Annotated in this window: 10 protein-coding genes and 1 pseudogene; 5 read left to right on the plus strand and 6 right to left on the minus strand. The window is 61.7% G+C overall.

The genetic code is table 11. The annotated features are described in order from the left end of the window. Positions 1-194: 194 nt before the first annotated feature. The gene (locus BEN47_RS18170) at positions 195-386 is read right to left on the minus strand and encodes a hypothetical protein (RefSeq protein ID WP_070730478.1); all 192 of its coding nucleotides are present in this window, start codon (positions 384-386) and stop codon (positions 195-197) included. Positions 387-519: 133 nt separating this feature from the next. Between BEN47_RS18170 and dnaN the strand changes: the two genes are divergently transcribed. Continuing rightward, the gene (gene dnaN / locus BEN47_RS18175; RefSeq protein WP_070730480.1) at positions 520-1,644 is read left to right on the plus strand and encodes a DNA polymerase III subunit beta; all 1,125 of its coding nucleotides are present in this window, start codon (positions 520-522) and stop codon (positions 1,642-1,644) included. Positions 1,645-1,784: 140 nt separating this feature from the next. Next, positions 1,785-2,120, plus strand: coding sequence for a gliding motility protein GldC (gene gldC / locus BEN47_RS18180; RefSeq protein WP_070730482.1), 336 nt, complete (start codon positions 1,785-1,787; stop codon positions 2,118-2,120). A gap of 176 nt (positions 2,121-2,296) precedes the next feature. On the opposite strand, the gene BEN47_RS18185 is transcribed toward gldC, so the two are convergent. From BEN47_RS18185 to BEN47_RS18205, 5 genes and pseudogenes are all read right to left on the minus strand, one after another. Next, positions 2,297-2,818 carry a DUF4890 domain-containing protein gene (locus tag BEN47_RS18185; protein ID WP_070730484.1) on the minus strand — a complete coding sequence of 174 codons (522 nt, stop codon included), beginning with the start codon at positions 2,816-2,818 and terminating at the stop codon, positions 2,297-2,299. Between the two features lie 158 nt (positions 2,819-2,976). After that, complete coding sequence (gene dcd, locus BEN47_RS18190) at positions 2,977-3,516, minus strand: dCTP deaminase (protein WP_070730486.1); 540 nt, start codon at positions 3,514-3,516, stop codon at positions 2,977-2,979. 61 nt (positions 3,517-3,577) lie between these two features. Then, positions 3,578-4,462: a hypothetical protein gene (locus BEN47_RS18195; protein ID WP_070730488.1), complete on the minus strand. Its 885-nt coding sequence runs from the start codon at positions 4,460-4,462 to the stop codon at positions 3,578-3,580. Positions 4,463-4,589: 127 nt separating this feature from the next. Further along, positions 4,590-5,890, minus strand: a pseudogene (gene hemL / locus BEN47_RS18200) (glutamate-1-semialdehyde 2,1-aminomutase). Positions 5,891-6,030: 140 nt separating this feature from the next. Beyond that, entirely contained in the window at positions 6,031-7,737 is a 1,707-nt protein-coding gene (locus BEN47_RS18205) for an ABC transporter substrate-binding protein (RefSeq protein ID WP_083322570.1), read from the minus strand. A gap of 245 nt (positions 7,738-7,982) precedes the next feature. Here BEN47_RS18205 and BEN47_RS18210 point away from each other — a divergent pair, with 245 nt between their 5' ends. The 3 genes from BEN47_RS18210 to BEN47_RS18220 all read left to right on the plus strand — a co-directional run bounded on the left by BEN47_RS18210 (position 7,983) and on the right by BEN47_RS18220 (position 11,975). Further along, positions 7,983-8,705 carry a TetR/AcrR family transcriptional regulator gene (locus BEN47_RS18210; protein WP_070730490.1) on the plus strand — a complete coding sequence of 241 codons (723 nt, stop codon included), beginning with the start codon at positions 7,983-7,985 and terminating at the stop codon, positions 8,703-8,705. Between the two features lie 73 nt (positions 8,706-8,778). Further along, complete coding sequence (locus BEN47_RS18215) at positions 8,779-10,515, plus strand: peptidase domain-containing ABC transporter (protein WP_070730492.1); 1,737 nt, start codon at positions 8,779-8,781, stop codon at positions 10,513-10,515. A 56-nt stretch (positions 10,516-10,571) separates the two neighbouring features. Then, complete coding sequence (locus tag BEN47_RS18220; protein WP_083322571.1) at positions 10,572-11,975, plus strand: HlyD family secretion protein; 1,404 nt, start codon at positions 10,572-10,574, stop codon at positions 11,973-11,975. Positions 11,976-12,149: the final 174 nt, after the last annotated feature.

The following is a 12,149-nucleotide window of genomic DNA, read 5'->3' on the forward strand; positions in this document are numbered from 1 at the left end:
CGGAAGACTACCAATCCGACCAAACCTTGCTCCAACGCATTGAATACGTCCTAAAACGAGTCGGAAAAAACTATACGATTAATTTTGCGTGACTGCTTAATGGAAGAAAATTGCAGTAGTACACGTCATTGGAATGGTCGAGAGCATCAAGTATTTGCTGTTCTGAAATCATGTTTGGAGTCAAATGAGGTTAGCTATTCGGCTTTCTGCTTGAAATACAGTTTGACAATCTGCTTAACCTCATCCACGGTGATTAATTCTTCACGTCCACTCACTCGAATTTGGTCCTCCAAATTCTTCACTTCGCGCAGGCAAGAGAAAAGCGTATCCTTTTCAAATTCGGCTGGTAGTTCTGTAAATCCGGACAGCAGGGTAGCTTTCAGCATGGCTAATCAAGGTTTGTTTGGCCGAATGTAAGACGACCCGTTGAAAGAAGCCTTGTAGCCTCCTTCCCCTTCCAAACCCCAACCCCACCCCCTATCTTTGCCCCCCGCCAACCCCTATCCCCAGCCTCGCCTCATGAAATTCATCGTATCATCCTCCGCGCTGCTTAAGCAGCTGCAAAGCATCAACGGCGTGGTTACGAACAACCCCGTGGTGCCCATTCTGGAGAACTTTCTCTTTGAGATTGAGGCTGGTAAGCTCACCATCACCGCCTCCGACCTGGAGACGAGCATGATTACCGAGCTGCCCGTGGAGGCCCGCGACACCGGCCGCATTGCCGCGCCCGCCCGCATCCTGCTCGACACCCTCAAGAACCTACCCGACCAGCCCGTGACCTTCACGCTGGACGAGGAAACCTACACCATCGAAATCAGCTCGGCCAACGGGCGCTACAAGCTGGCCGGCGAAAACGCCGCCGACTTCCCCCGCGTGCCGGTGGTGAAGGGTTCCTCGCCCATCGAGATGCCGTCGTCGTCACTGGCCCGGGCCATCAACAAAACCATTTTTGCGGTGAGCACCGACGAGTTGCGCCCGGCCATGACCGGCATTCTGGTGCAGCTAGCCGACTCGCAGGTGACCTTCGTGGCCACCGACGGGCACCGCCTGCTGCGCTACCGCCGCCAGGACGTGGGTGCTGGCCAAACCGCCAACCTCATTATCCCGCGCAAAGCCTTCAACCTGCTGAAGGGCACGCTGCCCTCCGAGGCCACGCCGGTGAAGATGGAGTTCAACCAGAGCAACGCCTTTTTCTCCTTCAACCAGATGCGCCTCGTGTGCCGCCTGATTGACGAGCGGTACCCGGACTACGAAAACGTGATTCCGGTGAGCAACCCCAACAAGCTCATCATCAACCGCGCCGAGCTGCTGAATTCGGTGCGCCGCATCAGCATCTACTCCAACAAAACCACCCACCAGGTGCGCCTGCGCCTGGCTGGCTCCGAGCTGGTGGTTTCGGCCGAAGACCTGGACTTCAGCAACGAAGCCAAGGAAACCCTCACCTGCCAGTACGACGGCGAAGACATGGAAATCGGATTCAACGCCCGCTTCCTGCTCGAAATGCTCTCGAACATCGACTCCGAAGAAATCACCCTGGAGCTGAGCACGCCCAACCGCGCCGGCCTGCTGATGCCAACCCAGGCCGATGAGAACGAAAGCATCCTGATGCTGGTGATGCCAGTGATGCTGAACAACTACGTGTAACCAAAACGTTTTACCAGAACGTCATGCTGAGCGCAGCCGAAGCATCTTTACTGCAACACTAAAATTGATTAGTTGCACGGTAGAGATGCTTCGGCTGCGCTCAGTATGGTGTTCCACTATATAGTTTCTAGACACCCATTATGAAAAAATCAGAAATCCGCTTCAGCATTGCCCTCGACGACAATAAAGTACCCGAGGCCATTAGCTGGACGGCCACCGATGCGGGGCCAGACATTCACTTCGCCAAGGCCATTAACATCGCGCTGTGGGACCGGGAACAGGCGGGCACCATGAAAATCGACCTCTGGACCAAGGATATGCCCGTAGACGAGATGAAGCGCTTCGTGGTCGACAACATTGGCTCGATGGCCGAGAACATCGTGACGGCAACCGACGACAAGGAAATGGCCGCCAAAATGCGCGCTCTGTGCAAGGAGCTCTCGGATTACCTGGACAAGCAAGAGCAGAGCAGCTAGGCAGTCGTTCAAGTGTGAAACGGTCGCTCGTTTTCGATTGTCAGCCACGGATTGGCCGTACTACTGCAACCAAAATTTACTCACTAACAGGAGCACCGCTTGCAAGCAAAAAGGCCCCGTAGCACTGCGCGACGGGGCCTTTTTGTGGTTTAATAACCTTGGGGAAAGGAGGCTATTTAGCGCGCATTACGGCCCAGGTTACCAGCTGGGGTATTAGCTGGTTTGGGTTTGGTTGGGGCAATGGTCGCGTCGTTGGCCCGCGCCGGGGTTGGGTTCTGCACGGCGTTGGTCAGCATGATGCTGGCTGACTGCGCGGCGTAGTCTTTATCATACTTGTAATAGGTAGACCGCGAACCGAAGTAGCTACTGTACTGGTCATTACTCAACACGGCCTGCAACTCCTGGTCGCGCTCTTTGCACACGCCGTTGCACTGCTCATCAATGAGTTTCTGGTTGCCGGCGTTTTTGCGCTCGATGGCGGCCATTTTAGCGATTTTCTCCTCGTTGATGGCGCGGAGCTTGGTTGCCTGGTAGTTGTTGAGGCGCAGGTCGCGCACCATCTGATTGCTCAGGCGGTCGGCACGGGCCTCCACCGGGTTTAGACGTGGGGAAGACTGAGTCTTGTCCCGCACCTGCACAGTGGTCGCAACAGAGGCTTGCTGGGCGGAAGCGGCACCGGCCAGGAGAGCCAGAAGCATAGAAGCAAAAGCGGTTTTCGTAGTCATCATGGTAGGGGTTAGATACACTCTTACGCAAGGACCGGGCCAGTTAAGACTGCCTTTGGTCGGACTATTTAAACGCAAAAATGACCGGGCCGGTTCGGAATTGACCACCCAATCTGCCTTTACCGCACGGGCTACCAGTTATTTTTCCACATCATCGACTCCACTGGCCGGTCGGTGCGGTCGTTGTATTTGGCGTTCAGCTTGCGGTTGTAGAACGTGTTGACGTTGCCCTGCACCATGAAATAAATCAGCTGGCCGATGGGCATGTGGCGGTACACCCGGACGGGCATCGACACGCTGATTTCCAGAGTCCAATGGTTGCAGAAACCCACGTCGCCCTTGCCAGCCGTGGCGTGAATGTCGATGCCCAATCGGCCCACGCTGCTCTTGCCTTCGAGGAACGGTACGGTGGCGTGCGTTTCGGTGTACTCCTGCGTCACGCCCAGGTAGAGCTTGCCGGGCTGCAGCACAAATCCTTCGGTTTCCGGGATTTCGAACGTGTCAATTTCGTTGTGCTTGCGGGCATCCAATACCTCGTCGCGGTAGGTGGAGAGGTACTGGCCGAGGTGCACGTCGTAGGAGTTGGTTCCCAGGCAGCTGCGGTCGTAAGGCTCGATGACGATGGTGCCTTTTTCGATTTCCGCGAGAATTTGCTGGTCAGTTAAAATCATGGGAACTGGTGGGGCTGAATTTTTGAAGACGGAATTGCTCGGCAGGTAAAAAATTCAGGCGCTAGTCGTCGTCGTGGGGGCGGTTCGGGCCCCTGGGCTCGTCGTCGTATTCGTCTTCCTCGTACCGGTCTTCGCGCAGGCCCGGCGAGCGGTTGGGCCGCAGGCGGCTCACAAAGCTGCGGGGCTCGGGCTCCGGCTCAGGGTCGGCCGCCAGGTTGTTGATGCGGCGGCTCATGTTCGGCAACACGATGGTCATCAGATAAGCCAGCATCACCACGCTGGTCAGGCTCAGCAGCAGGGTGAAGTAGTCTACCCAGTCGTGGCGCGAGGCCGCACCTGGTGTAGCGTCGTTCTGGCTGGTGAGGGGCTCCTCGTCGTTGCCCGCCGCTAGGCCGGCGGCGGCGTCGTGCGTGGTGAGGGGAGCCGTCACGGCGGCTTCGGGCTCGGCGTCTACATCGGCGGGCGGCACGGCGGCCACGTCTTCGGGCGCACCCGAGGCGTTGAACTGGGCCGTGGCCTGCTGAATGAGGCGCTGCTCGGCCCGCACGAGGGCCACCCGTTCGTCGCGCGGCAGGTTATGAATAAAGAATTCGAAGTTTTTATCCAGCAGCACCGACTTGAGCTGCTTTTCAAACTCGGCCAGGGTGTTGGGGCCTTTGCCGTAGCGGTTTTTGTAGCGCTCGGCCACGCCGTTATAGTTCATAAATAGCTGCTTGAGTCCAGCGTTGTTGCCAAACTCATCGAAGCTGCGGCGGGCCGCCGCGGTGCGCAGCGTAATGGGAAACTTGCCACGGGTAAACGACTTGTCGTACACCGTTTCCATGGTGCGGAAGTTCAGCTCGTCAATGGTTTTGTCGAAGAGGCGCTTGTTGGCTGCCGCGGGCGTTTGGGCATGGCCCAGCTGTGCCAATAGCAGCAGCACAACCAGAAATAACTGTTTTAACATGATACAAAGGTCGCGCAATGTTTCGCGAAGTAAAAATCGAGTCACGCGAAGGCAAAAGTCCTTCGGTGCGCTACCGTGCTGATTACTGCCAGGCGGCCTTTGCGAAACTTAATTTTCAAACTTCGCGCTACTTTGCGCGGTGCGCTTCTACGAGCGACTCGCGGCAGGCCTTGAGATACATTTCTACCAGCTCCTCGCTGATGGCAGTGGACACAAACAGGGCCTCGAACTGCGAAGGCGCCAGGTAGATGCCGCGCTCCAGCATGGCGTGGAAGTAGCGGCCAAACGCGGCGGTGTCGCACTGCTTGGCATCTTCCAAATTGTGCACTGGCTGGCTCGTGAAAAACAGGCTGAACATGGAGCCCACGCGGTTCACGGTATAGTTCAGGCCGAGCTCGGCGGCAATCTGGCGGGTGCCATCGGCCAGGCGGGCGCTGGTGGCCTCCAGGTCGCGGTACAGCTCGGGATGCTCGTGCAGGTAGCGCAGCTGGGCCATGCCGGCGGCGGTGGCCATGGGGTTGCCGGAAAGCGTGCCGGCCTGGTACACTTTACCCGCGGGGGCTACCCAATTCATGATTTCTTCGCGGCCGCCATAAGCACCCACGGGCAGGCCGCCGCCAATGATTTTACCCAGCGTGGTGAGGTCCGGGGTGATTCCGAACAACTCCTGGGCACCGCCAGCAGCCAGCCGGAAGCCGGTCATCACTTCATCAAAAATGAGGACGATGTCGTGGTTGTTGCACAGCGCGCGCAGACCGGCCAGGAAGCCAGTGGCGGGCACTACCAGGCCCATGTTGCCCACAACGGGCTCCAAGATGAGGGCGGCAATCTGGCCGGGGTTGGCCGCAATGAGGGCCTCCACGGCGGGCAAATCGTTGTAGGGAGCGGTGAGGGTGTCCTGGGCCACACCCTGGGTCACGCCGGCCGAGTCGGGCTCGCCCATTGTGAGGGCGCCGCTGCCGGCCGCAATCAAAAAGGCGTCTCCGTGGCCGTGGTAGCAGCCTTCAAATTTGATGATTTTGGCGCGACCGGTGTAGCCGCGCGCCACCCGAACGGCCGACATGCAGGCTTCGGTGCCGGAGTTCACAAGCCGCACTTTTTCGATGCTGGGCACCATGTCCCGAATCAGCTCCGCCATTTCCACTTCGCGGTTGGTGGCGCGCCAAAACTCAGGGAATCGGGCAGGGCCTTGCTCACGGCATCTAGCACCAGCTGCGGCGCGTGACCCAGAATCATCGGCCCCCAGGAGTTGATGAAGTCCACGTAGCGGTTGCCGTCCACGTCGGTCAGCCAGGCGCCCTGGGCGCTTTTCATGAACACCGGCGAGCCGCCCACCGAACGGAAGGCGCGTACCGGGGAGTTTACGCCGCCCGGAATCAGTTTTTTAGCACGTTCAAAAAGGGCCGCGGAGGTAGTAAGATTGAGCATCAAAAAATGAGAATCAGGTTGAATTTAATGAGGGTGCGGGTGCGACGCCCACGTTGCAGGTAAGCCGGAAGCTGTCTCCCACTCACCGCCAAATAGCTGGCAGTAAACAAATGACAAGCACAGCGCGCCGCGCCGAAATGCTACCGGAGCACTTGCAGCTGGAGGCCGCTGAGCTTCACTACGGGCACTACCTGGTTGTCGTGGGCGCCGCCCGAATAGCTTGCGCCTTCGAAAACAGCACCTGGCGTGGGAGCAGCCGTGGCCAGGCTAGCCTGGAACGCCGGGCCGTACTGAAAGAGCGTCGAGCCAAAGTATAACAGCATTTCGAAGCCTTGGTTGGCGTAAAGGGACGGCGGCACGCGCTGGCGTTGCAAATAGAGCTGACGGAACCGGCGGAAACCCGGAGCCGTCTCGTCGTAGTACTTGGGATGGATGAAGTACACGTTCGGCGCGCCCAGCTGCGACAAGTCCAGCCGGGTGTTGTTGAGCCAAGAGCCGGGGCAGAGCAGGGCGGGGCGCTTGGCCAGCGGCTGCAGCTGCAGGGCTTTGAAGGTGGCGGGGCCAGCTTTGCGGTTGTCGGAAAAGACCACCACGTGGCCGGTGTTGGGCAGGTCGAGGCCACTGAAGGCGGCACTCAGGCTCTCATCCACCTCCGAATTGAAACGCCGTAGCTGGCCAATCTGGCCGCCCTGGGCCTCGTAGGCCGCTTTGTAGGCCGTGGCAAAGGCCGCGTCGTCCTTGTTGTCTTCATGCAGAATAACGCCGGGGCGGCCGGCCCCAAAGGCGCTGAGCGCAAACTGCGCGGCTACCCGGCCCTGGGTGGCGGTGCTGGGGCCATAAAGGAAATGCCAGGGGTTATCGAGCACCAAATCACCATCTTCCGACAGCGGGTTGACGCATACTATCTGGTGCTCGCGGGCGTAGCGGGCCAGCAGGCGCGCCCCGGACTTATAGACCGGGCCAATGAGCAAGTCCATGCCGGCCAGTTCGGGCTGGGCCAGCACCTGCTTCAGGGTTAGGGTGTCGGCGCCGGTGTCGTAAGCAAACAGTTGCACCGGGTAGCCGGCGCGCTGCAGGCTGTCCTGGGCCAGGCGCAGGCCGGCGTAGAGGTCCGTCACGAACTGGTTTTTGCGCTGGGTCTGCCAGCTGGGGTCAGCTAGCTCGAAGGGCAGGAGGACGCCCACGTTGTAGCTGGTTTTCCGGGTGGCGCGGGGGCGTGGGGTGTAGCGGGCACGGTCCAGACTGAACTTGCTGATGAGGTCGTCCAGCACCGGGCGGTCGGCGTCGGTGTAGGCGCCGCCGGTCACCAGGCGGTCGGCGTAGGCGCGGGCCAGGGTGGCGTCGTCGGGGTGGCGGCGAAGCAGGCGCAGCCAAGTGTTGCGGTCCTTGATGCGCTGCACGTAGGTCGCCTTCAGGTTTTCGCGTTCCGGGGTCAGCTTTTCGGCTGGTATCAGGGCCAGCGTTTTCAGGGCGGTGTCGAAGTCCTCCTGCTCAAACGACACCTGGCCTTGCAGGAGCAGTACATCCGGCATGTTGGGGTAGGTGGGGTACTCCGTGCGCAGCAGGTTGAGCAGCTGTTCGGCCTCGGGCCACTGCTTGAGGCGGGTAGCCGCCACGGCGCCCAGGTAGGCGGCATCGGCGGCCCGGGCGAAGCGGGCGCCGGGCTGCGCCAGGGGCTCCAGGGTCTTTAGTGCGGCTTCGTAGCGGCCCTGGTCCAGGTGGGCTTTGCCGGTGCGGTAGCGGGTGGGGGCATCGGCGGGGGCGCGGGCGCAGGGGCGGTGGGGCGCGGCTTGGCCGGCGTCTGGGCCAGTGCGGGGCCGGCTAGCAGTAAGCTGGCCATCAACCACCCCAGCAGGGGTTTGGGCAGGGAGAAGGGGAACGTCATTGGACCAGGAAAAAGCTCGCCGCAGTGAAAAGCGACACAAAATTAGCCAAAAAGCAACGGCACGGCACTGGTCACGACCGGCACTACGCAAGGCAGGTGCTGCCGTGTGAGATTATAATACTATTAAAAATGATAGCATCACTTTCATGCCCTTTTGCCTTCGGCTACCTTTGCGCTTCCTTCCGCCATATCCTTTTCACCCCGTTCATGCGGCCTTTCCTGCGCCCCGACCTCAACAACCACTTGTACCTGCGCGACCCCCAGACCACGGACCTGGGTCGCCGGGTGCTGGCCGCCAGCGTGCAGCTGTTCGATGAAATCGGCTTTGAAGCCTTCACGTTTAAAAAACTGGCTACGTTGCTCGGCTCCACGGAGGCCTCGGTTTATCGGTATTTTGAAAACAAGCACCGCCTCCTCACCTACCTGGTGAGCTGGCATTGGTCGTGGCTGCGGTTTCGGATGAGTGTGGCCCTGCACAATGTGTCGGACCCGTGCCAGCGCCTGCACCATGCACTGCGGGCCGTGTGCGAAGCCAGCACCAACGACCCTGCCACGCCTGATTTTGACGAGGCCGCGCTTTACCGCGTGGTGATGGCCGAGGCCAGCAAAGCCTACCTGACCAAGGAAGTGGACGCGGACAACCGCGCGGGCCTGTTTCGCGAATACAAGCGACTGGTGGCCGACTTGGTGGCCGTGATACAGGCAGTAAACCCCGGCTACGCCCATTCGCACGCTTTGGTTAGCACGCTGCTGGAAGCTGCGCGCAACCAGTTTTTCTACGCGCAGCACCTGCCTTCGCTCACCGACCCCGGCGAGAACGTGCGCTGCTTTCTGGAGCACCTGGCGCTGGCTGCGCTCGCGGCTCCAACGGCGGCAGCAACCACTGCCGCCGCCAGCGACGCCGGACCGCCACCCGTGCCACTGGCCTGACCGGCTATCAATACCCGCACTTTGGTTGTTGTGCACCTATTCAATACTCCCTTACGGCTCTTTCTTCTGTTATATGTCTGATTCTTCATCGCTCTCGCCCGTTCAGCGCCTGTTTCGGCTGCTGGCAGCTGAGCGGCGCGACATCACCTACCTCTACGTGTACGCCACGCTGGCCGGCATCATCAGCCTGAGCTTGCCGCTGGGGGTGCAGTCCGTCATTGGCTTCGTGAGCAGCGGGGCCGTGAGCACCTCGTTGGTGGTGCTCATCGGGATGATTGTACTGGGCACGGCCTTGGTTGGCGGGCTGCAAATCATGCAGATACACCTGGTGGAGTTCATTCAGCAGCGGCTGATGGCGCGGGTGGCCCTGGACTTTGCCGTGCGCCTGCCGCGGGTGCGGGCCGAGGCCCTGGAGGGCGAATACCTGCCCGAGCTGATGAACCGGCTGTTCGACGTGCCCACCCTGCAAAAGGGCCTGGCCACGATGCTCATCGAATTTTCGGCGGCCGGGCTGCAAATCCTGTTCGGGCTGGTGCTGCTTTCGTTTTACCACCCCATTTTCATTGCCTTCGGCCTGCTGCTGGTGGGGCTGCTCTATGCCCTGATAGCGGTGACGGGCTCGCGGGGGCTGCGCACCAGCATCGCCGAGAGCAAGTACAAGTACCAGGTAGTGGCCTGGCTGGAAGACGTGTCGCGCACGGTGGGCAGCTTCCGGCTGCCGGCCCGGCAGGGGCTGGCCTTGAGCCGCACCGACGACCTGCTAAACGGCCACTTGGCGGCCCGCAATGACCACTTCGCGGTGCTCATTACCCAATCGTGGGGCTTCGTGCTGTTCAAGACGCTGGTGACGGCCGCGTTGCTGGGCATCGGGTGCTGGCTGCTGATTGACAAACAGCTGAACATTGGCCAGTTTGTAGCGGCCGAAATCGTCATCATCCTCACCATTGGGGCCATCGAGAAGCTCATCCTCAAAATCGACGTGGTGTACGACGCCCTCACGGCCCTGGACAAAATTGGCCACGTGCTGGACCTGGAGGTGGTGCCCCCCGGCGCGGGCATCGCCACCCTGCCGGCCGAGGCCCGCACCGGCCTGGCCGTGAGCGTGCGCGGGCTTACCTACCGCTACCCCAAAGCCACGCGCGCCGTACTCGACCAGGTGTCGTTTGCGCTGGCTGCGGGCGACCACCTGGCCCTGGTGGGCACCGACGGCTCGGGCAAAACCACCCTCTTGCGCCTCATGGCGGGCCTGCTGGGCGGCTACACCGGTCAGGTCGTGTACGGGGGCATGTCGCTGGTCGACCTCAGCCCCGACACGCTGGCCGCGGCCGTGGGCGACAGCCTGGCCCACCAGCACCTGTTCTCGGGCACGGTGCTCGAAAACATCACCCTGAACCAAGCTCACCTCACGGCCACCGACGCGGCTTGGGCCATCGGCTTGGTGGGGTTGCACGACGAGCTCTACGCCCGTCCCGACGGTTTGCAGACCCGCGTGGGGCCGGGCTACTCGCTGGGCTCGGGGGCCACGCAGAAGCTGCTGCTGGCCCGGGCCCTGGTGGGGCGGCCGCGCCTGCTGCTGCTCGACACGCTGCTGCCCGCTGCCTCGCTGGCCGAGCGGGTGCGGGTGCTGCGCCGCCTGCTGGCCCCTGACCTTCCCTGGACCGTGGTGCTGGCCACCACCCAGCCCGAGCTGCTGGCCCTGCTGCCCCGGGTGGCCATTCTGGAAGAAGGCCGCCTGGTGGCCGAAGGCCAACGGGAAGACCTGCAGGAAACCCCGGCGTATCGCGCGTTGATGGGCCAGGATGCGAGCTAGCACGGCCCCTGCCCCGGTCGCGATGTTGTTTTTAACCGAATAGTCCCCCACCCCGCATGCCTTTTGCCGAACACCCCAATCCCGAAACCCACCCCGACGCCAAGCGCTTCACGGCGTTTACGCGGGTGCGCACCCCGCGCTCGGGCCGCACCCTGGCCCGTTGGGCCGCGGGCCTCGGCCTGCTGGTGCTGGCCTGTGGGTTTTTGCCCTGGACGCAAAACATCCGCTCAACCGGCAAGCTCACCACCCTGCGCCCCCAGGACCGGCCCCAAACCGTGCCCAGCACCATTGGCGGGCGCATCAAGACGTGGCGGGTACAGGAAGGGCAGCTGGTGCAGAAAGGCGACACGCTGGCCGAAATCGTCGAAATCAAGGACAAGTACTTCGACCCCGAACTGATAGAGCGCACCCGCGAGCAGCTGCAAGCCAAAATAAACAGCCTGCGCGAGAACACGGCCAAAACCGGCGCCCTCGGCAACCAGCAGGCGGCCCTGCGCAACGCCCTGCAGGCCAGCCTGGCCAAGGCCCGCAACAAGGTGAAGCAGGCCGCCCTCAAAATTCGCTCGGACCAGGCCGATTTGGTGGCGGCCCAGGCCGACTACGCCATCGCCCAGCGCCAGCAGGAGCGCCAGGAGTACCTCTACAAGCAGGGCCTCAAAAGCCTGACCGAGCTGGAGCAGCGCCGCCTCAAGTTTCAGGAAAGCACCGCCAAGCTGCAGGCCGTGCGCAACAAGCTGGCCGCCGCGCAGCAGGACGCCCTCAACGCCAACCTGGAGCTGACCTCGCTCGATGCCGACTACGCCGACAAGCTGGCCAAGAGCGAAAGCGACCGACGCTCGGCCACGGGCTACCAGTTCGACACCGAAGGCCAGATTGCGAAAATGAAAAACGAGCTGGCCAACCTCAGCATCCGGGCCGGGTTCTACTTCATCAAGGCGCCCCAAACGGGCTACGTAGTGCGCGCCCTCAAGCAGGGCGAGGGCGAGATTGTGAAGGAAGGCGAAGACCTGATAACGATGATGCCCGCCAACCCGCGCCTGGCCGCCGAGCTGTACGTGAAGCCCATGGACATTCCGCTGCTGCGGGTGGGCCGGCGGGTGCGGCTGCAGTTCGACGGCTGGCCGGCGCTGGTGTTCACGGGCTGGCCGGGCAGCAGCTTCGGCACCTTCGGCGGCGTGGTACAGGTGATTGACAACATCGACAGCCAGGGGCAATACCGCATTCTGGTGACGCACGAGCCCGGCACCGAGGCCTGGCCGGCGCCGCTGCGCGTGGGCTCGGGCGTGTACGGCTGGGCCCTGCTCGACGACGTGCCGGTGTGGTACGAGCTGTGGCGGCAAATCAACGGCTTCCCGCCCGACTACGTGGGCGACGTAACGGCCTACCCCGCCGGCCAGCCCACCAAGGGCGGCAAAGGCGGCGACCAGAAAAAGACCAACGTGAGCAGTGATGAAGAATAGCGCGGCAGAGGGTGCCGGCGGGGCCTGGGCCCCCAGTTCTGCTGCCGAAGGGGCGGGCCGGCCAAGGAAAGCGCCCAGGGTAAAACGATGCATAAGCGGGCAGGAAAGAATTGGTGGAAGCCGGGCAATGGGAACGGGCTCAAAAATCAAGCCCACCTTTGCAACAAATTACAC

Origin of the sequence: Hymenobacter lapidarius (assembly GCF_001816145.1) — a bacterium.
Taxonomy (GTDB): Bacteria; Bacteroidota; Bacteroidia; order Cytophagales; family Hymenobacteraceae; genus Hymenobacter; species Hymenobacter lapidarius.

What these genes read in the sequence shown, in the direction of transcription:
- BEN47_RS18170 (WP_070730478.1), bottom strand. Translation starts at nt 386, where the DNA reads ATGCTGAAAGCTACCCTGCTGTCCGGATTTACAGAACTACCAGCCGAA.
- dnaN (WP_070730480.1), top strand. Translation starts at nt 520, where the DNA reads ATGAAATTCATCGTATCATCCTCCGCGCTGCTTAAGCAGCTGCAAAGC.
- gldC (WP_070730482.1), top strand. Translation starts at nt 1,785, where the DNA reads ATGAAAAAATCAGAAATCCGCTTCAGCATTGCCCTCGACGACAATAAA.
- BEN47_RS18185 (WP_070730484.1), bottom strand. Translation starts at nt 2,818, where the DNA reads ATGCTTCTGGCTCTCCTGGCCGGTGCCGCTTCCGCCCAGCAAGCCTCT.
- dcd (WP_070730486.1), bottom strand. Translation starts at nt 3,516, where the DNA reads ATGATTTTAACTGACCAGCAAATTCTCGCGGAAATCGAAAAAGGCACC.
- BEN47_RS18195 (WP_070730488.1), bottom strand. Translation starts at nt 4,462, where the DNA reads ATGTTAAAACAGTTATTTCTGGTTGTGCTGCTGCTATTGGCACAGCTG.
- BEN47_RS18210 (WP_070730490.1), top strand. Translation starts at nt 7,983, where the DNA reads ATGCGGCCTTTCCTGCGCCCCGACCTCAACAACCACTTGTACCTGCGC.
- BEN47_RS18215 (WP_070730492.1), top strand. Translation starts at nt 8,779, where the DNA reads ATGTCTGATTCTTCATCGCTCTCGCCCGTTCAGCGCCTGTTTCGGCTG.
- BEN47_RS18220 (WP_083322571.1), top strand. Translation starts at nt 10,572, where the DNA reads ATGCCTTTTGCCGAACACCCCAATCCCGAAACCCACCCCGACGCCAAG.